General features: G+C 55.6%; 19 protein-coding genes. 10 read left to right on the top strand and 9 right to left on the bottom strand.

Going from position 1 to position 21,559, the window contains the following annotated elements:
• Window positions 1-3: 3 nt before the first annotated feature.
• From recF to FVB43_RS00745, 8 genes are all read left to right on the top strand, one after another.
• Complete coding sequence (gene recF / locus FVB43_RS00780; protein ID WP_133844808.1) at window positions 4-1,089, top strand: DNA replication/repair protein RecF; 1,086 nt, start codon at window positions 4-6, stop codon at window positions 1,087-1,089.
• 17 nt (window positions 1,090-1,106) lie between these two features.
• Window positions 1,107-3,515 (top strand): DNA topoisomerase (ATP-hydrolyzing) subunit B, encoded by a 2,409-nt coding sequence (gene gyrB, locus FVB43_RS00775; protein WP_133844806.1) that lies wholly within the window; start codon window positions 1,107-1,109, stop codon window positions 3,513-3,515.
• 278 nt (window positions 3,516-3,793) lie between these two features.
• Window positions 3,794-5,002 (top strand): ribokinase, encoded by a 1,209-nt coding sequence (gene rbsK / locus FVB43_RS00770; RefSeq protein WP_133844804.1) that lies wholly within the window; start codon window positions 3,794-3,796, stop codon window positions 5,000-5,002.
• A 44-nt stretch (window positions 5,003-5,046) separates the two neighbouring features.
• Window positions 5,047-5,970, top strand: a complete 924-nt coding sequence (locus tag FVB43_RS00765) for a dihydrodipicolinate synthase family protein (protein ID WP_133844802.1) — start codon at window positions 5,047-5,049, stop codon at window positions 5,968-5,970.
• A gap of 104 nt (window positions 5,971-6,074) precedes the next feature.
• Complete coding sequence (locus FVB43_RS00760; protein WP_133844800.1) at window positions 6,075-6,566, top strand: NanQ anomerase/TabA/YiaL family protein; 492 nt, start codon at window positions 6,075-6,077, stop codon at window positions 6,564-6,566.
• On the top strand, window positions 6,563-7,864 hold the full coding sequence (locus tag FVB43_RS00755; RefSeq protein ID WP_133844798.1) for an MFS transporter: 1,302 nt from the start codon (window positions 6,563-6,565) through the stop codon (window positions 7,862-7,864). The genes FVB43_RS00760 and FVB43_RS00755 overlap by 4 nt, the downstream gene beginning before the upstream one ends.
• 91 nt (window positions 7,865-7,955) lie before the next feature.
• A complete protein-coding gene (gene yidA / locus FVB43_RS00750; protein ID WP_133844796.1) occupies window positions 7,956-8,765 on the top strand; it encodes a sugar-phosphatase in 810 nt (269 codons plus the stop codon).
• An 84-nt stretch (window positions 8,766-8,849) separates the two neighbouring features.
• The gene (locus FVB43_RS00745) at window positions 8,850-10,118 is read left to right on the top strand and encodes a YidR family protein (RefSeq protein ID WP_133844794.1); all 1,269 of its coding nucleotides are present in this window, start codon (window positions 8,850-8,852) and stop codon (window positions 10,116-10,118) included.
• On the opposite strand, the gene FVB43_RS00740 is transcribed toward FVB43_RS00745, so the two are convergent.
• The gene (locus tag FVB43_RS00740; protein WP_133844792.1) at window positions 10,099-10,461 is read right to left on the bottom strand and encodes a YceK/YidQ family lipoprotein; all 363 of its coding nucleotides are present in this window, start codon (window positions 10,459-10,461) and stop codon (window positions 10,099-10,101) included. The genes FVB43_RS00745 and FVB43_RS00740 overlap by 20 nt on opposite strands.
• Before the next feature lie 299 nt (window positions 10,462-10,760).
• On the opposite strand from FVB43_RS00740, the gene ibpA reads away from it, so the two are divergent.
• The gene (gene ibpA, locus FVB43_RS00735; RefSeq protein WP_133844789.1) at window positions 10,761-11,183 is read left to right on the top strand and encodes a small heat shock chaperone IbpA; all 423 of its coding nucleotides are present in this window, start codon (window positions 10,761-10,763) and stop codon (window positions 11,181-11,183) included.
• 46 nt (window positions 11,184-11,229) lie between these two features.
• Here ibpA and FVB43_RS00730 read toward each other — a convergent pair whose 3' ends face one another.
• Window positions 11,230-12,480: a valine--pyruvate transaminase gene (locus FVB43_RS00730; RefSeq protein ID WP_167863233.1), complete on the bottom strand. Its 1,251-nt coding sequence runs from the start codon at window positions 12,478-12,480 to the stop codon at window positions 11,230-11,232.
• 363 nt (window positions 12,481-12,843) lie between these two features.
• Here FVB43_RS00730 and FVB43_RS00725 point away from each other — a divergent pair, with 363 nt between their 5' ends.
• Complete coding sequence (locus FVB43_RS00725) at window positions 12,844-14,052, top strand: aldose 1-epimerase family protein (protein ID WP_167863232.1); 1,209 nt, start codon at window positions 12,844-12,846, stop codon at window positions 14,050-14,052.
• A gap of 245 nt (window positions 14,053-14,297) precedes the next feature.
• Here the strand turns inward: FVB43_RS00725 and ghrB are convergent, their stop codons facing one another.
• The 7 genes from ghrB to FVB43_RS00690 all read right to left on the bottom strand — a co-directional run bounded on the left by ghrB (window position 14,298) and on the right by FVB43_RS00690 (window position 21,453).
• Window positions 14,298-15,263 carry a glyoxylate/hydroxypyruvate reductase GhrB gene (gene ghrB / locus FVB43_RS00720; protein WP_167863231.1) on the bottom strand — a complete coding sequence of 322 codons (966 nt, stop codon included), beginning with the start codon at window positions 15,261-15,263 and terminating at the stop codon, window positions 14,298-14,300.
• Between the two features lie 30 nt (window positions 15,264-15,293).
• Window positions 15,294-16,577, bottom strand: a complete 1,284-nt coding sequence (locus FVB43_RS00715) for an MFS transporter (RefSeq protein WP_133844781.1) — start codon at window positions 16,575-16,577, stop codon at window positions 15,294-15,296.
• A 69-nt stretch (window positions 16,578-16,646) separates the two neighbouring features.
• On the bottom strand, window positions 16,647-17,606 hold the full coding sequence (locus FVB43_RS00710) for a sugar kinase (RefSeq protein ID WP_133844779.1): 960 nt from the start codon (window positions 17,604-17,606) through the stop codon (window positions 16,647-16,649).
• Between the two features lie 3 nt (window positions 17,607-17,609).
• A complete protein-coding gene (locus tag FVB43_RS00705) occupies window positions 17,610-18,359 on the bottom strand; it encodes a sugar phosphate isomerase/epimerase family protein (RefSeq protein WP_167863230.1) in 750 nt (249 codons plus the stop codon).
• A gap of 224 nt (window positions 18,360-18,583) precedes the next feature.
• The gene (locus tag FVB43_RS00700; protein ID WP_159338269.1) at window positions 18,584-19,612 is read right to left on the bottom strand and encodes a LacI family DNA-binding transcriptional regulator; all 1,029 of its coding nucleotides are present in this window, start codon (window positions 19,610-19,612) and stop codon (window positions 18,584-18,586) included.
• Between the two features lie 59 nt (window positions 19,613-19,671).
• Window positions 19,672-20,658 carry a LacI family DNA-binding transcriptional regulator gene (locus FVB43_RS00695; RefSeq protein ID WP_159338268.1) on the bottom strand — a complete coding sequence of 329 codons (987 nt, stop codon included), beginning with the start codon at window positions 20,656-20,658 and terminating at the stop codon, window positions 19,672-19,674.
• A 132-nt stretch (window positions 20,659-20,790) separates the two neighbouring features.
• The gene (locus FVB43_RS00690; protein WP_133844771.1) at window positions 20,791-21,453 is read right to left on the bottom strand and encodes an OmpA family lipoprotein; all 663 of its coding nucleotides are present in this window, start codon (window positions 21,451-21,453) and stop codon (window positions 20,791-20,793) included.
• Between the last annotated feature and the right edge of the window lie 106 nt (window positions 21,454-21,559).

The following is a 21,559-nucleotide window of genomic DNA, read 5'->3' as shown; positions in this document are numbered from 1 at the left end:
GCTATGGCTTTAACCCGCCTGCTTATTAAAGACTTCCGTAATATCGAAAACGCGGACCTTGCGCTGGCCCCCGGATTTAACTTCCTGGTGGGGCCCAACGGCAGCGGTAAAACCAGCGTGCTGGAAGCGATTTATACCCTCGGTCACGGCCGTGCCTTTCGCAGTTTGCAGGCGGGCAGGGTCATTCGCCATGAGCAGGATGCCTTTGTGTTGCACGGGCGTATCGCCGGGGCGGAAAGGGAAGTGTCGGTTGGGCTGACTAAAAACCGCGCCGGTGACAGCCGGGTACGGGTTGACGGTAGCGACGGCCACAAAGTGGCCGAACTGGCGCAGATGCTGCCGATGCAACTGATCACGCCGGAGGGCTTTACCCTGCTGAACGGGGGGCCGAAGTATCGTCGTGCTTATATCGACTGGGGCTGCTTTCACAACGAACCGGGTTTTTTCAACGCCTGGAGTAACCTCAAACGCCTGCTGAAACAGCGTAACGCAGCGCTGCGTCAGGTGTCACGCTACCAGCAGATCCGCGCCTGGGATCAGGAGCTGGCACCGTTGGCTGAACAGATAAGCCAGTGGCGTGCGGCCTACAGTGAAGCGATTGCGGCAGATATTAACGCCACCTGTGCCCAGTTTTTGCCGGAATTTCAGCTGAGCTTCTCTTATCAGCGCGGCTGGGATAAAGAGAGTGATTATGCCGACCTGCTCGAACGCAGTTTTGAGCGCGATCGGGCACTGACTTACACTGCCAGTGGTCCTCATAAAGCGGATTTTCGTATTCGCGCAGAGGGAACGCCGGTGGAAGATTTGCTGTCACGCGGCCAGTTAAAGCTGCTGATGTGCGCCCTGAGGCTGGCGCAGGGTGAGTTTCTCACCCGACAGAACGGGCGACGTTGCCTGTATCTGATAGATGATTTTGCCTCTGAGCTGGATGAAACCCGTCGCCACCTGCTGGCAGCGCGTTTAAAAGCCACTCAGGCCCAGGTTTTTGTCAGTGCCATTGCGGCCGAGCATGTCTTCGACATGACTGATGAAAAGGGCAAGATGTTCACTGTAGAACAAGGTAAAATAGTGGTTCAACCTGAAGATTAAACGAGCGAGAAAAGTTGATGTCGAATTCTTATGACTCCTCCAGTATCAAAGTTCTCAAGGGGCTGGATGCGGTACGCAAGCGCCCGGGTATGTATATCGGCGATACGGATGACGGTACCGGTCTGCATCACATGGTATTTGAGGTCGTGGATAACGCCATTGACGAAGCACTCGCCGGTCACTGCTCCGATATTCTTGTCACTATTCATGCAGATAACTCTGTGTCTGTGCAGGATGATGGCCGCGGTATTCCTACCGGTATCCATGAAGAAGAAGGTATTTCTGCCGCTGAAGTGATCATGACCGTGCTGCACGCAGGCGGAAAGTTCGATGATAACTCCTATAAAGTGTCCGGCGGCCTGCATGGTGTGGGTGTTTCCGTGGTTAACGCCCTGTCGGAAAAACTGGAACTGACCATTCGTCGTGAAGGCAAAGTTCACCAGCAGATCTACGTCCATGGTGTGCCGCAGGCGCCGTTAAGCGTTAGCGGTGAAACCGATCTGACCGGAACACGCGTGCGCTTCTGGCCAAGCCATCAAACCTTTACCAACGTCGTTGAATTCGAATACGAAATTCTGGCAAAACGCCTGCGCGAGCTGTCGTTCCTGAACTCTGGCGTCTCTATCAAGCTGGAAGATAAGCGTGATGGTAAAAGCGACCATTACCACTATGAAGGTGGTATTAAGGCGTTTGTTGAGTATCTGAACAAGAACAAAACCCCGATCCACCCGAATGTGTTCTATTTCTCTACTGAGAAAGACGGCATTGGTGTGGAAGTGGCGCTGCAGTGGAACGATGGTTTCCAGGAAAACATCTACTGCTTTACCAACAACATCCCACAGCGCGATGGGGGGACGCACCTCGTTGGTTTCCGTACCGCCATGACCCGTACGCTGAATGCCTACATGGATAAAGAAGGCTACAGCAAGAAAGCCAAGGTCAGTGCCACGGGTGATGATGCGCGTGAAGGCCTGATTGCTGTCGTTTCAGTCAAAGTGCCAGACCCTAAATTCTCCTCTCAGACCAAAGATAAACTGGTCTCTTCCGAGGTGAAAACGGCGGTTGAGCAGCAGATGAATGAACTGCTGGCGGAATACCTGCTGGAAAACCCGAGCGATGCAAAAATCGTTGTGGGTAAAATCATCGACGCAGCCCGCGCCCGTGAAGCGGCTCGCCGCGCACGTGAAATGACCCGCCGTAAAGGTGCGCTGGATCTGGCTGGTCTGCCTGGCAAACTGGCTGACTGCCAGGAACGCGACCCGGCACTTTCTGAAATCTACCTTGTGGAAGGGGACTCTGCGGGCGGCTCTGCCAAGCAGGGACGTAACCGTAAAAACCAGGCAATTCTGCCGCTGAAAGGTAAAATCCTGAACGTGGAGAAAGCGCGCTTCGATAAGATGCTCGCTTCGCAGGAAGTGGCAACGCTGATCACCGCGCTGGGCTGCGGCATTGGCCGTGACGAATATAACCCGGACAAACTGCGTTATCACAGCATCATCATCATGACCGATGCCGACGTGGATGGTTCTCACATCCGTACGCTGCTGCTGACCTTCTTCTACCGTCAGATGCCTGAAATCATCGAACGTGGCCATGTGTATATCGCCCAGCCGCCGCTGTACAAGGTGAAAAAAGGGAAGCAGGAACAGTACATCAAAGATGATGACGCGATGGACCAGTATCAGATCTCTATCGCACTGGACGGTGCTTCGCTGCATGCTAACGCCAGCGCTCCGGCCCTGGGTGGCAAGCCACTGGAGGACCTGGTATCAGAGTTCAACAGCACGCGTAAGATGATCAAACGTATGGAGCGCCGTTATCCGGTGGCGCTGTTGAACGCGCTGGTTTACAACCCGACGCTGAGCGAACTGGCAGTAGAAGCGCCGGTACGGGCCTGGATGGATGAGCTGGTTACGTATCTGAACGATAACGATCAGCACGGCAGCAGCTACAGCGGTCTGGTTCGTGAAAACCTGGAACTGCACATCTTTGAACCGGTGCTGCGCATCAAGACGCATGGTGTGGATACCGATTATGCTCTGGATACGGATTTCATGCTCGGCGGTGAATACCGTAAGCTTTGTTCCCTGGGCGAGAAGCTGCGTGGTCTGATTGAAGAAGACGCGTTTATCGAACGTGGCGAGCGCCGTCAGCCAATTGCCAGCTTTGAGCAGGCAATGGAGTGGCTGGTCAAAGAGTCACGTCGTGGTCTGACGGTTCAGCGATACAAAGGTCTGGGCGAAATGAACCCTGATCAGTTGTGGGAAACCACCATGGATCCGGAAAGCCGTCGTATGCTGCGCGTGACCATTCGAGACGCGGTTGCCGCCGATCAGCTGTTCACCACCCTGATGGGCGATGCGGTAGAGCCACGCCGTGCCTTTATCGAAGAGAATGCGCTGCGCGCCGCGAACATTGATATCTGATGTTGCAGGGGGCGACCTGTTGTTCCGGTCGCCCCGTATCAATAAGCAGACCCCCATGGGTCTGTTTTTTTTCGCCTGTCATCCTCATGTCGAAAAAGTGAGTAAATTTCGACACGTCTTGTTTTCATGTTAGGCGCATCGACCTGTCTGCCTTCGTTTTTACCTCACCCTCTTTTGGTTTCACTTCCGTTTGCTTCCGTTTTTCACCGAGCGCTATGACCGCTATCACTTTTAAACTTTACGTGCTCCCTTAGGCTACTGAATAGCAAGAGGTGACTATGTATCTGGAACAACGGCGTAACAGCATTCTCGATTATCTCGACCAGCATGAAAGCCTGAGTGTCGCCTGGCTTGCTGCCGCCTTTGCCGTCTCCAAAGAGACCATTCGCAGCGATCTGGCAGCACTGGCAGGCCTTGGAATGATCCAGCGCTGTCATGGTGGCGCGATGGTGATCCGCCGCAACTTACAGGCCAAGCTGATTTCGGAAACCGGCGGCAACTTTGAGGTGCTGTTACAGCGGCTGGAGAGCCAGCGTCAGCGTTCAGCACCGCGCGACAGCACCCAGACACAGGGCCGGGTGTGCATACTCGGCTCGTTTAACGTCGATATCGTGGCAAAAGTAGCGCGCTTTCCGAAAGGCGGGGAATCCCTGCTGGCGCTGGGCAGTACGCTGGGGCCGGGCGGCAAAGGGGCGAATCAGGCGATGGCGGCCAGCCGTGCCGGAGCACGTGTTCACTTCGTCTCCAAAGTCGGTACCGATCAGTTCAGCCAGTTCGCTTTCGACCATCTGTCGGCGTCAGATATTCACTCTTTCAGGCTGTATCAGAGTGACGTAGAGCCAACGGGTAACGCGATTATCTATGTATCGCAGCAGGATGGCGAAAATATGATCGCCATTTATTCCGGGGCCAACAAGACGTTGACCGACGCCGAAGTGGCAGAAATGACGCATGAACTCGCGGGGTCTGATGTGCTGTTGGTGCAGCTGGAAAACAATTTTTCCGCCACGCTGAACGCCATGAAGCTGGCCACCACCCTGGGCGTGCGCGTCATTATGAATCCGGCACCTTTCTCAGCAGATGCGCTGGCGTGCCTGCACTATGTGGATGTATTGACGCCGAATGAAACCGAGGCTTCTTTGCTATCCGGCGTGGAGGTGAATGACCTCGACAGCGCGAAAGAAGCGGCCCTGGCGATTGTGCGTCAGGGAGCGAAGCGGGTGATTATCACCATGAGTTCGCGTGGGGCGCTGATCCTTGAAAACGGTCAGTTTCAGCATATTGCCGCATTTCCGGCACTCAGCGTCGACACCACCGGTGCCGGTGATGCGTTTAACGGTGCGTTCGCCGCGGCGCTGGCAAAAGGACAGACTATTGCGCAGGCGGCCACTTATGCCGCGGCGTTTGCTTCACTGGCGGTAGAGCGCGAAGGGGCATCGAATATGCCCGATCACCCTCAGGTGGTTGCGCGTCTGGCGCAGCATTAAATCCGACTGACTTTCATGCAGCACTGCTGCTTCAGGAGAACCAAATGAAGAAGATTGAAGGTATTGTTCCCGTCATGCTGACGCCGTTTACCGCTGATAACCAGATTGACTACCCTGGCCTTGAGCGGCTGATTAACTGGTATCTGACACAGGGCGTGGATGCGCTGTTTGCTGTCTGCCAGTCCAGCGAAATGCAGTTCCTCAGCCTGGACGAGCGCGTAGCGCTGGCAAAATTTGTGGTGGAAAAAGTCCAGGGTCGCGTACCGGTCATTGCCTCCGGTCATATCAGCGATGCGCTGGATGCGCAGATTACCGAACTGAGCGCGATGGCCAACACCGGCATTGATGCGCTGGTGCTGGTCACCAACCATCTGGACCCGAAAAATGAAGGCAGTGAGGTGTTCTTCTCCACGCTGAACGCCCTGCTGGAAGCCCTGCCAGTGACCATGCCTCTGGGTCTGTATGAGTGCCCGGCGCCGTATCGCCGCCTGCTGACCGATGAAGAGTTCAGCTTCTGCGCCAACAGCGGCCGTTTTGTGGTGCTGAAGGATGTGAGCTGCGACCTGCCTACCGTACAGCGCCGCGTGAAACTGGCTGAAGGCACACCGTTCAATATCATCAATGCCAATGCCGCCATTGCCTGGCCCGCCATCCAGTCCGGCTCCAAAGGGTTCAGCGGTGTGTTCACTAACTTCCATCCTGAGCTGTATCACTGGCTCTACCACCATGGCGCAGAGCAGCCGGAGAAAGCGCAGGAACTGTCGTTATTCCTGTCACTGTCTGCGGTAACCGAAACCCTCGGCTACCCGAAAAACGCCAAAATTTATCACCAGCAGCTCGGCACGTTCGACAGTGAGTTCTGCCGGGTGAATAAAGATAACGTGCTGGAAAAATTCTGGGGCCTCGGCGTATTGCTGGATCAAATCCAGCAGGGCACTGCGCTGTGGCAAAAGAAAATCGCGGGCTAACCTTCGCGCCGGGCGGCCCTGTCAGGGGCCGCCCGCTGTACCCCACAACCCGCTAAACAAATAACAAAAACTCGTTCGATGCGAGTGAAAACGGGACTAAAACCATGATTTTTTGCGATCGCAACGACTGGGCGAGGGAACGTCATACCCTGCATCCGGTCATTAACCAGGCTCTGGAATGGATTGCAGCAACGGATTTTTCCGCGCTGGAACCCGGTAAGTTCGACATCCTTCCTGAGAACAAAATGTTTTGTCTGTACCAGACGATGGACACCGTCCCGGCCAGCGAGATGCGTGCCGAGTCGCATTTCAAATACGTCGATATTCAGTATCTGCTCTCCGGTGAAGAGACGATCGGCGTGGCGCGTGCGCACCCCTCTCACGAGGTGGTCGAAGACCGCGCAGAGCAGCACGATATTGTGTTTTATCACCAGACCCATAATGAATCGATGATTGCGCTGGAAGCCGACACCTTTGTGGTGTTGTTTCCCCATGATGTTCATCGCCCCTGTTGCCAGACCCACGGTGTTTCCCGCCTCCGCAAAGCGGTGATCAAAATCCACCTGAGCCTGTTTACTGACGAGAGAACCTCATGAAAAATGCCTCTGTTACTGCCTCTGGCACGCAGCCATTGACCACCAACCCGCCGCAGATATCCCGTCTGCGCTGGGGCATCATTCTGATCCTGCTGCTGGCCGCCGTGGTGAACTACCTTGACCGCGCCAACCTCAGCATTGCCAATACCACGATCGCTGCCGAGTTCGGCTTCTCGCAGACGGAAATGGGGCTGTTACTGTCCGCCTTCCTCTGGCCTTACGCGCTGGCTAACCTGCCTGCGGGATGGCTGGTGGATAAGTTTGGCCCGAAACGCATGTTCTCCTGGGCGCTGGGTCTGTGGTCTGGCTTTACCTTCCTCGCCGCTTTTGTGAACAGTTATTCGGTGTTTTATGGCCTGCGTATGCTGCTGGGTATTTCTGAATCGCCGTTCTTTACCTCCGGTATTAAAATCACCCATCGCTGGTTTGGCGATAAAGAACGTGGCCTGCCGACCTCGATCATCAACACCGGTTCGCAGATTGCCAACGCCATTGCTCCGCCGATCCTCACCGTCCTGTTATTGAGCTTCGGCTGGCGCGGCATGTTTATGGCGATTGGTTTGATGGGTATTCCGTTGATGCTGGCGTGGTGGAAATTCTACCGTGACCCGGATGCACGTGAAGATGCACTGATTCATGCCGGCCACCGTAGCGTGACTGCCGAGGGCGAGAAGCAGGTAAAAACCAGCTGGGGCGCACTGTTTAAGCACCGTACTACCTGGTTTATGGTGATCGGTAACTTCTCGATTATGTTCACCATCTGGGTCTACCTGACCTGGCTGCCAAGCTATCTGGAGAAATCCCTGGGTTTCAGCCTGAAACAGACTGGCTGGATTGCCTCGATACCTTTCTTTGCCGGGATTCTGGGTGTGCTGGTGGGGGGAATGCTCTCTGATAAACTGGTGCGCAGCGGAATGAAAGCGATCCATGCACGTAAGATCCCGATTGTGGCGGGTGCGGCGCTGGCAGCCTGCTTTGTTGCGCCGATCCCGTTTGTGGAGAGCACACCGCTGGCGATTACCTTGCTGTCGCTGGGCTATTTCTGCTCTCAGATGCCCCAGGGCGCCATCTGGACACTGGCCACGGATATTGCACCGAAAGATCAGGTCGCGTCGTTGGGGGCTATTCAGAACTTCGGCGGTTTCCTGGGAGCGGCAATGGCACCGATTGTTACCGGGGTGATTCTGGATATGACGGGTAAATTCACCAATGTGTTCCTGCTGGGCGCCGGGTTGCTGATGATGGGTGCGATCAGCTATGGCTTCTTTGTGAATAAACCGCTGGCCACGCGCCACTGATGGCGACGTGCCGTTCATTCCGTGATCAGACTGGTCATCGTGAGCTGAATCGCGCTAGCATGGTGACAAATTGTTAGCTAACGAGGATGGTATGGCGATTAAACTGATTGCGATTGATATGGACGGCACGCTGCTGAACCCGCAGCACGAAGTGACGCCGCGAGTGAAGCAGGCGATTCAGGCGGCACGCGATAAAGGCGTGGCGGTGGTACTGGCAACGGGTCGCCCGTTTATCGGTATCCAGCGCTACCTGGCGGAGCTGGGTCTGCAACAGGAAGGGCAGTACTGCATCAGCAATAATGGCGCACTGGTGCAGAAGGCCGATACCGGTGAATGCGTTGCAGAAGTGGCGGTCAGCTTTGACGATTATCTTTATTACGAACAGCTGGCACGCGAACTGGGTGTACATTTCCAGGCGCTGACGCAGACCCATCTGTACACCGCGAACAAAGATATCAGCCGTTTCACCATTCATGAAGCCAGCCTGACTGGCATTCCGCTGCGTTATCGCCCGGTGGAGGAGATGGATACCTCCATGACCTTCCCAAAAGTGATGATGATTGATGAGCCGGAACTGCTGGATGCGGCGATTGCCCGCCTGCCTGCCGAAGCCAGAGCGCGTAATACCATCCTGAAAAGCTCACCTTACTTCCTGGAGATTCTGAATAAACAGGTTAATAAAGGTGCCGGGGTGAAAGCGCTGGCCGACCGTCTTGGTTTACAGCGTGAAGAAGTGATGGCGCTGGGCGATCAGGAAAATGACCTGGCGATGCTGGAGTTTGCCGGAACAGGCGTTGCGATGGGTAACGGGATCGACGCCGTCAAAGCCATTGCGCAGTTTGTCACCACATCTAACCTTGAAGATGGCGTTGCCGTCGCCATTGAGAAGTTTGTGCTGTAATTCATTGCCTGCTGAAAGACGGCGGATACCCTAAGTCCGCCGAATGCATTACCCTTAACAAAACCGTGTTAAGGGCTTCCTTCCATGAAAGAAACACAGCTTACCTTTTCCCCGCGTCATCATCAGTTGACCAATATTAACGTCTGGACGGCAGACAGCCAGTGGCTGGTATATGACGTACGCCCCTCTGGCGCTTCATTTACCGGGCTGACCATTGAACGGGTCAACGTTGTCAGCGGTGAAACGGAAGTGCTCTATCAGGTCGGTGATGGTGCACATGTGGGTGTGGTCACGGCCAGCCCTGATCTGCCTGCGCGCTATGTGTGCATTCATGGACCGGAACACCCGGACAGCCAGTGGCACTATGATTTCCACCATCGTCGCGGTGTGATTATTCAGCAGGGCGTGGCGGAAAACCTTGATGCCTGCGATATCACCCCGCCTTTTACCGCCGGTGCACTGCGTGGTGGTTCTCATGTGCATGTGTTCAGCCCGGACGGTTCACGCCTGAGCTTTACCTATAACGACCATGTGATGCACGAGTGGGATGTGGCGCAGGATCTGCGTAACGTGGGGGTGGCGGTGCCGCTGCATGCGGTGTGTCCACCGATCGATCACCCGCGTGAATATGATGGCAGCCACTACTGCGTGCTGGTCAGCCGGACCACGGTGACACCTCAGCCGGGCAGCGATGAGATCACCCGCGCCTATGAAGAGGGCTGGATTGGCCATCAGGGCTATCTGCGCGGCGACGGCGTTCGTCAGCGCTGGGCGCTGGCATTTATTGGTGACACCGTTGCGGAGACAGGTGAAAAAGTGCCGGAAGTCTTTATCGTCGATCTGCCGGAAAGCAATGCCGCGTTCGCGATAGCGGGCGATGAGCCGCTGGAAGGGACGTCCACCCAACTGCCTGCCCCGCCGAAGGGGGTACAGCAGCGTCGTCTGACATTTACCCACGGTCGCCGCTTCCCGGGTCTTGCTACTGCGCCGCGTCACTGGCTACGCAGTTCACCAGATGGCAGTGCCATTGCGTTTCTGATGAAAGATGATGCCGGGATAGTACAACTCTGGACGGTCTCACCGCTGGGCGGCGAACCGCGTCAGGTGACACACAGTGAGCATGATATTCAGTCAGCATTTAGCTGGCACCCGGACGGGCAACAGCTGGTCTTTGTCTGCGATAACAGCATCACCCTTTGTGAGGTGGCCAGCGGAACACTGCGGCGCATTACCCGACGCAGTGATATTGCGCCTGTGGCGGATGCCGTGGTGTTCTCCCCCGATGGGCGATCTGTGGCATATCTGCGTGACGGCAGTGATTACCGTCAGATCTTTACGGTACAGACGTGTTAGCGGCGTAAGGCGCCATCGTCTGCGACATGACTTCGTTGGTATGATTTGCCTCCTCGCTGCGGCGTACGCGTTCACGCGGCGAGTCGCTATTACCGGAGCGGTAATAGTCCAGCGGCAGGAGTAACGTATCCAGCACGGCAGAGAAAGGCAGATCGAGCGCCGCCAGTGGCTTCATCACCCAACCACTGTCTTTGTCGGTCAGTACGTCTGCACTGGCCCGCGTCCCAGGGTAGTAGCCATCACTGGGACCACTGTGCATCATCACGCTTGAGCAACCGCTGGTACTGACCAGCGACATACAGGCGACAAATCCGGCAATATGACTCTTCTTCAATGTTTTCATCTTGATTATCCCTTCAGTCTTTGCAACCTGGCTGAGACTCATTACCGGCGCGTGGGTTGACCCTGACCACTCTGCGGTGGCTGACACGATGGCCCGGCGAACTCATCCCTGAGTGTATGTCATTCGCTGCTTTCAGGTAAAAAAATCGTAATTTCTCCCCTTGAAAGCATCGATTTCATCACCATTTTATTTTTACGGTCAGTAAAACCTGTGCCGACAGGGCAGTGTTTTCTGAACCGACGACCCGTCCATTATGGAGGGCCGACACCCCTTACTCGCTGAATATCAGGAGCTGTAACATGCGTAATTTTGACCTTGCCCCACTTTATCGCTCATCCATTGGTTTTGACCGTTTGATCAACCTGCTGGAAACCAGCCAAAACCAGGGCACCAACAATGGTGGCTACCCGCCATACAACGTCGAGCTGGTGGGCGAAAACAACTACCGTATTACGATTGCCGTCGCCGGCTTTGCTGAGAGTGAACTGGAGATTACCTCCCACGATAATCTTCTCAGCGTACGCGGATCGCACCCGGACGAGCAGCAGGAGCGCACCTACCTGTATCAGGGTATTGCCGAACGCAACTTTGAGCGCAAATTCCAGCTGGCCGAACACGTACATGTGCGCAATGCCAAACTGGAAAACGGCCTGCTGTATATCGACCTGGAGCGCGTGGTACCCGAAGCCCATAAACCGCGCCGCATCGAAATTCTGAAATAATACGCTGTTGTTAACGGGCCACTCGCGTCAGCGGGTGGCCTTTATTTTATCCTTCGCGATGTGCCCGCTCGACTTCCTCGGCCAGAATCGTAATGCCTTGCTCAATTTTATCGCTATCCGGCACATAGTTCATGCGCATGCACTGATGCGTATGTGGCCACTCCTGCTCCAGCCCCGGGAAGAAGAGATGCCCCGGCACCATCAACACACCGCGCCTTTTCAACCGCTCATACAGCACTTCCGTGGTGATCGGCAGATCTTTAAACCACAGCCAGAGGAAAATTGCCCCTTCGGGTTTATGGATCAGGCAGCGTTCAGGTGACAAATAGCGGCGAATAACGGCAATAGTCTGGATCACACGTTCCTGGTAGAACGGCTTGATCACCTCTTCCGACAGTCGCAGCAGATCGCCGCGCTGGATCATCTCATTGGCGATCGCCGGTCCGACGCTGCCGGGTGCCAGGCTGATAATGCCATTCATATTACTGACCGCCGAGATCACTTTTTCATCGGCAATAATAATGCCGCAACGTGCGCCAGGCAGGCCAAGTTTGGACAGGCTCATGCACAGAATAATATTGGGGTTCCACAGCGGGCGGGCTTCGCTGAAGATAATGCCGGGGAACGGCACGCCATAGGCGTTATCAATCAGCAGCGGAATGTCATGCTGCTGTGCCAGCGCATCCAGCTTAAGTAATTCGTCATCGGTGATCACGTTTCCGGTCGGATTCGTCGGACGCGATACGCAGATCAGCCCGGTATCTTCACCGATATGCAGATGTTCAAAGTCCACATGGTATTTGAACTGGCCTTCCGGCAGCATTTCAATATTCGGCCGCGTTGAGACAAACAGATCTTCATCCAGCCCGGCATCGGCATAGCCGAGGTATTCAGGAGCCAGCGGGAACAGCACGCGTTTTTTTCTGCCGTCAGCGCGGCGGCCAGCGTACAGGTTAAACAGATAGAAGAAAGCGCTCTGGCTGCCGTTGGTCAGGGCGATATTTTCCGGGGCAATATCCCAGCCGAGCTGTTCGCGTAGCAGGGTTGAGAGCGAATCCAGTAACGTGGTTTTACCGCGTGGCCCGTCATAATTACACAGGGCTTCTGCCAGCTTGCCTTCATCATGCATCTGTTGCAGTAACTGCTGGAAGTAGTCGTTCATCGCCGGGATTTGCGCAGGATTTCCGCCACCCAGCATCACCGTGCCGGGGGTCCGCAAACCTTCACCCATATCTTCCATCAGGCGCGTAATACCTGAATGGCGCGTAAATTTTTCACCAAATGCCGAAAAGCTCATACCCTGTTAATCACTTGTTATCTACAACGGGTGACCACCTTAACGCCAGCATCTGTGGGATGCAATATTGCGGGGACAGGCGATCGCACTTGTTCACTGCGGGCAGGCCTTTAATGGGATGAGCGACAGGCAGAGGCTGTTTTAGCTGAATCGTTTAAATTTCCTGGTACGCATGAAGGATGTTCATCACAGTTACTCATGTATATCGATCAGTTGGCGCACTTTTTAGTGACCTGGTGCACGTTTGGACGAGTTAAAACACCCAATAAATCAGTCGGTGATACCTGTCACGTTTTTATCCTACGCTGATTTGTAGTCTGTGGTTCCATAAAGCTTAATCAATTCAGCTAAAGGACAATAACCATGAAAAAAACACTTCTGGCAGGGGTAGTGATGGCGGTGATCAGCGGTCAGGCAGCAGCGCAAAGCTGGTTGCTGACAGATGCTGAAAGCAGTACGGAGAAGGGAAACTGGCAGATTAACAGTCAGCAGCTGAAGCTGGCGGGTGAAAGCTTCAGCATTGAGCAAAAAGTTCTGCATGGCGGCAAGCAGGAAGGCTCCAAAGTGCTGACCATCACCAGTAAAAACGGCCTGACCATCAGCCTCAGCCCGACGCGCGGCATGGATCTGTTAAAAGTCACGGGCCACGGCGTTCGTCTGGGCTGGGATTCCCCGGTGAAGGAAGTGGTTAACCCGGCTAACATCAACCTGGAAAGCCGGAACGGGCTGGGCTGGCTGGAAGGTTTTAACGAAATGATGGTGCGCTGCGGCTTTGAATGGACCGGCCACCCGGTGACCAAAGACGGCGTGATCTACACCCTTCACGGTAAAGCAGGCAATACACCAGCCTCTAAGGTTGAAGTGATCGTTGATGATAAAGCACCGCATGAAATCCGCATTCGTGGTCTGCTGAAAGAGACGACCTTCAAAAAAGCGAATCTCGAAACCTGGACGGAGCTGCGTTATATACCGGGGTCAGATGCCTTTACCGTGCATGATGTGCTGACGAATCAGGCCGATTATCCGCACGACTACCAGATTATCTATCACAGCAACTTCGGCACGCCGATCCTTGAAAAAGATGCGCGGTTTATTGCACCACTGAAATCCGTGTCGCCGTTTAATGACTACGCCAAAAAAGGGCTGGATGGCTGGAATGTTTACGGTGCACCGACCAAAGACTTTGATGAGATGGTATTCAACCTGACGCCGAAAGCCGACAGCAACGGGAAAACCGTGGCGGCGGTGATCAACAGTAAAGGCGATAAAGGTGCCTCGATTGAGTTTGATACCCATCAGCTTCCGCTGCTGACCATGTGGAAGAATACCGATACCCTGAAACAGGGCTATGTCACCGGGATTGAGCCGGGCACCAACTATGCTTATCCGGTCACCATTGAGAAAGAGCAGGGACGGGTGAAACAGCTACAGCCGGGGCAGAGCACCGCGTTCACCCTGACCTACACGCTGCTGAAAGATGCCAGCGCAGTGCAGAAGGTGGAACAGCGCGTGAAGCAGATCCAGGGGGATGAAACTGTCGCCATCAGCGAAACGCCTATCGCGAAAGAATAATTCCAACGCTAACCGCAGGGGCGGGCATGCCTGCCCCGTACAAATGTGTGCAGGGGAACGCTAACCGCAGGGTCAGGCATGCCTGCCTGCCCCGTACAAATGTGGGCAGGGGAACGGTAACCGCAGGGGCGGGCATGCCTGCCCCGTACAAATGTGGGCAGGGGAACGGTAACCGTAGGGGCGGGGCATGCCCCGCCCGCTGTCATGCCGATCAAAAAAATGCTCGGGTCCTACGCAACCCGAGATTAACGCGGGTTCACGCAGTTCTTCTCGACCTTACCGCTTAACGCGGCAATCAGATTATCCACGGCGTCTTTTGCCATACCGTAACGCGTTTCATGCGTGGCAGAGCCAATGTGCGGCAGCGCCACCACGTTGCGCAGTTGCAGCAGCTCAGAGCTAACCGGTAACGGTTCCTGCTCAAATACATCCAGCCCTGCGCCATGAATCGTCCCGTCTTTCAGGGCCGCAATCAGCGCCTGCTCATCAACCACCGGGCCACGTCCGGCGTTAATCAGCACGGCACTTTTCTTCATCTTCGCCAGTTGCTCACGGCCAATCAGATGGTGGGTCTGCGCTGTCAGCGGCAGACTGATGCAGAGGAAATCAGACTCCGCCAGCAGCGTATCGAGGTCACAATAGTGCGCATCAAAACGCTGTTCAGCTTCAGGATGCTGTTTGCGTGCGTTATAGAGGATGGGCATACCGAAGCCAAGATGTGCACGCTGCGCCAGCGCCAGGCCGATGCGGCCCATGCCGAGGATGCCCAGCTTCTTATGATGCACATCTACACCGTACCAGTCAGGGGCGATGCTTTTTTGCCATTCACCCGCTTTGACGCGCTCAGCCATTTCCACCACGCGACGTGCTGAACTGAGGACCAGCGCCATCATGGTATCGGCAACGGTTTCGGTGAGCACGGTTGGCGTGTGCATCAGCAGGACGCCGTTATCATTCAGCGCCGCCACGTCAAAGTTGTCATAACCCACGGACACCGTTGAGGCTACACGCAGCTTCGGCATGTGCTGTAAAAAATCGGCATCCACTTTACCGCCCGATCCCAGAATACCCTCTGCTTCACTGAACGCGGAGGCATGAGCAGCGAGGGTTTCCGGGCTTAAGTCGTTCACTTCAGTCACACAGCAATGTTCATCCAGCCGTGCGCGCAGATCGTCCGGTAACGACTTATAAAGCACTACATTCGGTTTCATTCGATTCTCTCTGTTCAGGTAGTCGATAGATTAAGCCTGTTTTGCACCATGAGGCAGCGGCATCTGTTTATTCTGTGCGGGTTTCACGATCAACGTCAGCCAGACGGAAACCAGTAAGGCGCTGCCCATAAAAATATACGAGGCCGACGGACTGCCGGTGGCACCATTGAGGTAGCCCACCACCCAGGAACCAAGGAAGGAGCCCAGGGCACCCATCGCATTGATCAACGCCATTGCCCCGCCGGACACGTTGCGCGGCAGCATTTCAGGAATAATGGCAAAGAACGGCCCGTAAGGGGCATACATCGCGGCCCCGGCGATCACCAGCAGAGCATAGGATAGCCAGAAATGACCGGGTCCCACCAAATATGAGCCTAAAAAGGCCATTGCACCAATCAGCAGTAACGGCCAGACAAACAATTTGCGGTTTTGTAACTTATCCGAAGCCCAGGAGACGACAATCATGGCGATGGTCGCGGCCAGGTAAGGCACTGAGGACAGCCAGCCGGCTTCCACCATGCCCATCTGCGTGCCGTTACGCAGAATGGAAGGCAGCCACAGAACAAAACCATAAACGCCAATACTCCAGCAAAAATACTGTGCGCACAGGATAATGACGTTTCGTGACTTAAAGGCTTCAGCGTAGTTACGAACCGCTTTCAGGCCCTCCTGCTCTTTCTGCAACTGCGCCTGCAACGCGGCTTTCTCTGCATCACTCAGCCATTTGGCCTGTGCCGGTTTATCCTGCACCAGGAACCACCATGCCACCGCCCAGATTACCGCCGGGAAGCCTTCGATAATAAACATCTCACGCCAGCCGAAGGCGTTAATCAGATAACCCGAAACCACGGACATCCACAGCACCGTGACCGGATTACCGAGGATCAGGAAGGTATTCGCGCGTGAACGCTCTGATTTGGTAAACCAGTTACTAATGTAGATCAGCATCGCAGGCATCACCGCCGCTTCCACCACGCCCAGCGTAAAGCGGATCGCAGCCAGCATCGGAATGTTGCTGACCATCCCGGTCAGCGTGGCGCAGATGCCCCATAAAATCAGGCACCAGAACACCAGTTTTTTTACGCTGCGTCGTTCGGCATAGATCGCCCCGGGGATCTGGAAGAAGAAATAGCCCAGAAAGAACAGCGCGCCCAGCAGCGAGGAGACGCCTTTGGTGATGCCGAGGTCTTCATTAATTCCTGCGGCGGAGGCAAAGCTAAAGTTTGCACGATCCAGGTACGCCAGGCTGTAGGTGATAAACACGATGGGCATGATGTACCACCAGCGTTTCGGCGCGATTGTCTGATTTTTCATAAGTCTTCCTCGGTGGCCGCATTCTGTTGTAGGGGACGATGCGGTTTGTTTTTCCGGGTTGTGACGGTGTTAGAAATCACCCAGCGCGGCGCGCGTCGGTAATCCTTCACTGTCACCGATGGCCTGAATGGCCAGCGAACCAATTTTGTTACCGCGCCGTATCGCTGCGGGTAACGATTTTCCTTCCAGTAAGGCGCTGATCACGCCAACGGCGAACCCATCGCCGGCACCGACGGTATCGACAACGTTATCCGTTCTGATCGCCGCTATCTGGCCGCTCTCGCCATCGGCGGTTTTGTACCAGGCCCCGTCGCTGCCGGTTTTAATCACGACCGCTTTCACGCCCATCGCCAGGTAGAAGTCGGCAATGGCTTCCGGCTGCGTGTGGCCGGTCAGGATCTGGCCCTCTTTAATACCCGGAAGCACCCAGTCGGCAAACTGCGCCAGACCATTGAGCTGTTTCACCATCTCCTGTTCACTGGACCACAGCACCGGACGCAGGTTGGGGTCGAAAGAAATTGTTTTACCGGATGCTTTCATCTCACGGGCCACCTGCTGTAACAGCGCCAGCGAGCTGTCAGAGAGGGCTGCTGCTACGCCGCTGAGATGTAGATGACGGGCAGAGGTGAAGTAGCCAGGGTTGAGGGTAAAGTCAGCCACGGAGAGGTGGCTGGCGGCAGAGCCTTTGCGGAAGTACTCCACCAGTGGGTCTGAACCGTCGTCGACTTTCGATTTCAACTGAAAACCAGTGGGATAACGCGCATCGGTGGTCACCAGACGGCGATCGACACCTTCGTGGTCCAGCTGCTGGCAGGTAAAGCGGCCAAAGGCATCGTCGCCGATGCGGCTGACCCAGCCCACGTTCAGGCCAAGACGGGCGAGGCCGATCGCGACATTGAGTTCCGCCCCGGCAATACGTTTGCTGAAATGGCTGGCGCTGGCGAGATCGCCGCACTCATCGGCCACAAACATCGCCATGGCTTCGCCAAGGGTGACCACATCCAGCGGATGGTTCGCATCAATACTCATGATTTATTCCTCACGCAGCAGGTCAACATAGTGGCGAGTGACCGCCACCAGGTCCGGCCCTTCCAGCGGAAACTCAATGGCGCGCGGCACGTCTGATGGCAACAGTGCCAGTGTTTTGCGCCACAGATCATCAGCGTCATCCAGTGCAACGGCGCGCCAGCTTTCGCCCTCAGGCACAGCGGCTTTGACATGAATGTAGCTGACGTAGCGGTTTAAGCGATTGGCGGCCTCCAGGGGCTTATCACCCACCCACAGCCAGTTGCCCATATCAAAGGTCATGCCGTTACAGGTACGGCTTTCGCCGCAGGCGTGGAAGAAGCGGTCAAGGGCGGCCAGTTTTCCGCAGTCGGTCTGATCGTTTTCTACCACCAGATGCACTTTTTTTCCGGCGAGTTTGCTGCGCAGCTCATGACATTCGAAATCGGGCTGATAGTTGCCCAGCGCATATTTTAGTAGCTGGGCATTAAGCTGCTCTGCTTCAGAAAAGTGCTGGTCGAGCCGTGGATTCAGTGAACCATCGGCCATAAACAATGCTTCCGGCACGGAATAGAACGTGACCAGCCTGGCGGCGCGGATGGCCTCTGCCAGTGCGGGAAGCACCGTCAGCTCCTGCGTCGTCAACAGTTCGCGGCGGATCTCTACGCCGTCGGCGCCTGCGGCGGCAATAATCGGCAGCAGCGCCTGCTGACCACCCAGCGCGGCGACCTGCTTTTGTCCATAGGCGGCGGTGACAACGATGACTTCTCTTTTCATGGGGTTCTCCGGGAAATATCCACCTGTTCTGCTAAAAACGTTAGATGGAACCGGTTCCAAAAGAAAGGATCAGTGCAGTAATTTATGATCGCGCTCACGATGTGAGCGTTTGAGAGTAGGGAAAAATCTTAAAAAAGGGCGTCAGAGGGGGGCGCAGACAAAGGGCGAGGTGGGGTCGATGAGGGATCCTGCCGGGTGGCCAAGGCGGCAGGATCATCGTTGTTTTAGCGCGTCAGCCTTTGCGTTGATCCACGTACAATCAGTTCGCCGCTGAACACCTGTTCATGGCGGGGAGCATCGTCACCGCCAACGCGTTTCAGCACCTGTTCCAGGGCTGCATACCCTATCTGCCAGGTGGGCTGTTTCAGGGTCGTGATGCCGACACCGGCCAGTTCGGCCCACTCCAGTTCGTCAAAGCCCAGCAGGCCGATCTGCTCGCCCCAGTTGAGCTCCAGATGGCGCAGTGCGCGGGCAACCTGAAGTGTCAGCGCCCCATTGACGACCATAACCGCACAGGGGGCCGCATGATGGCGCTGATAAAACGCATGGAGTACCGTTTCCAGACGCTCACCGTCGCCGAGGGCAACTTCAGCCTGTTCAGCCACGAGATCAGGATGCTGTGCCATACGCTCGCGGAAGCTGTGCACACGCTCCAGTCGGGTGTTCACCAGGCCCAGTGGTTCGCTGATAAACAGCACGGCCTGGTATCCCTTATCCAGCAGATGTTCCGTGGCCATCAGGGCCGCCGTGCGGTTATCCAGGCCGACGACATCGCAGTCAAAATCCGGGATTTTACGGTCGATCAACACCATCGGCAGCAGCGATTGCTGGAGCTGATTTAGCGCCTCTTCGTGCATGCCGACCGCATTCACCACAATCCCTTCCACCTGATAGCTGTTAAGCAGGTTGAGGTAGTGTCTTTCGAGATCCACTTCGTTATTGGTGTTACACATCAGCAGGGTAAAGCCGTTGGCGCGGCATGCTGCTTCAATGCCGCTCAACACATTCACCGAATAGGGATTGGTAATATCCGCGATAATCAGGCCAATAAGCCGGGTCCGTCCGCGTTTAAGGCCACGAGCCATCTGGCTGGGGCGATAATTGAGCGTGGCGATGGCCTGTTCAATACGTGTTTTGAGGTCGATGGAGAGTGCGCTGAGTTCACCGTTAAGATAGCGCGAAACACTGGTTTTCCCGGTGTTCGCGGCTTTAGCGACATCGCTGATGGTGGCTTTCGCGGCCTTACGATTCATGATGTTCCCTGATGGTGATGATTGCGCGAGCCTACCACAACTGCCGCCCGACGGCAGCATCAGGGCAGTTTCAGCGCCGGTTGCCACAACACTTGTAACGTGTTGACGTCTTCTCCCTCAATCAGCTTCAGTACCATCTCTGCCACCTGTTGACCGACATCGGGGCGCGTGGCCTGAACAATACTGGTGACCGGATCGGCGATCACTGAATCCGCGGGCAGACCATCGTAGACCACCAGCTCAACGCGCTGCGGGCCCGTGAGGAAACCTGCTTCCCGCAGGGCAATGGCTGCGCCGTCACCCAGCATATTGCAGTCGGTGATGATCACCTGAGGGCGCTGCGGCTGTGCCAGCAACTGACGGGTCAGGCGATAGCCTTCCCGGCGGGTCGGCTCGATCCGCCAGCAGGCATCCTGAGCCAGGCCGCGTAGCGCCAGCGCATCAAGAAATCCCTGGCGGCGCTGGTCAACAAAGGTTTGATCGTGATGACTGCCCAGCAAAGCGAAGCGTTGCAGTCCGGCATCGGCATAATGCGCAACGGCCAGGGCTGGCCCAGCGTAGTTATCGAAATCAAACCAGGCATAAGGGGAGGCCAGCTCGCTGCGGCCCAGCGCCAGGAACGGGAAGCCCAGCTGTTGCAGTTTAATCAGGCGACTGTCGTGTCGCGCAGTGTGTGCAACAATCAGCGCATCCACGCAGTGTGTGCGCAGCATTCGTTGCATACCGCGATGGTCGTCATGGGTATCGTCGGCAATGATCAGCAGATCAACATCGGACTGCGCAAGCGATTGCGCGATGGCGCCCATCATTTCGACGAAGCTAATATCGTTAAACGGCAGGGGAGTGACGGGAAAAAGCAGACCTACGGCATTGGTGCGTCCGGTTTTCAGGCGGCGTGCGACAGCATTCGGGCGATATCCGCGCCGTCTGGCTTCTTGTTGAATTCGCTGACGCGTCTCTTCTGCCACGTCGTCATAGCCATTAAGAGCCCGACTGACGGTGGTAACGGAGAGGCCGAGTGCGCTGGCGATGGCTTTGAGTGACATGTGTGCGGCGGCGTGTGGGTGATCAATTTCTGCGCAGGGTAGCACACATTGTTAAAGCTCACTACGATATAGCGCAATTATTCTCAAAAACAGGAATAACTACCCGGCAGGGCGTGCCGGGTAGTGAGACGCTTACAGCGGGCTGAGGGTAATCTCAACGCGACGGTTTTGCGCTTTGCCTTCTGCGGTGCTGTTCGAGGCGATAGGGTTATCAGGCCCCATTCCCTGAGTGCGCACGCGGTTGCCCGCAACGCCCTGAGTGATCAGTGCACTTCCTACGCCATCAGCACGCTGCTGGGAGAGCGTCATGTTCAGCTGACGGCTGCCGCTGCTGTCGGTGTAGCCGATGACGTTAACTGCGGTTTTTGGATACTCTTTTAGCACCATCGCTACGCCGGTCAGCGTATTGGCACCCGCGGGTTTCAGCGTGCTGCTGCTGCTGTCAAAGGTGACGTTGTTTGGCATGTTCAGCACGATATTGTCGCCATTACGCGTCACACTCACGCCGGTGCCTTTCATTTTATCGCGCAGTTTGGCTTCCTGAACATCCATGTAATAACCTGCACCACCGCCCAGAGCCGCTCCGGCAGCAGCACCGATCAAGGCGCCTTTACCCCGGTCTTTCTTCGACGAGGAGAGCATGCCAACGCCTGCACCCAACGCGGCACCGATGCCCGCGCCAATACCGGATTTACCCGCTTCACGTTCGCCAGTGTAAGGGTTGGTAGTACAGCCCGCCACGCTCAGGGTGCCGCACAGCACCAGGGCAAGTGTAATGACGCTTTTCTTCTTCATCAGGGGATCCCTCTCATTCGCAGCAAGTGGACAAAATTGCCCGTAAACGCGATCATTATGCCGATGAAATGAGAGGGAAATACGTAGGCTTATTCCCAAATTTGTA

Origin of the sequence: Erwinia rhapontici (assembly GCF_012271765.1) — a bacterium.
In the GTDB taxonomy this organism is placed as follows: domain Bacteria; phylum Pseudomonadota; class Gammaproteobacteria; order Enterobacterales; family Enterobacteriaceae; genus Erwinia; species Erwinia rhapontici.
The sequence above is the reverse complement of the archived record's forward strand: the minus strand, read 5'-3'. Positions and strand labels throughout refer to the sequence as shown.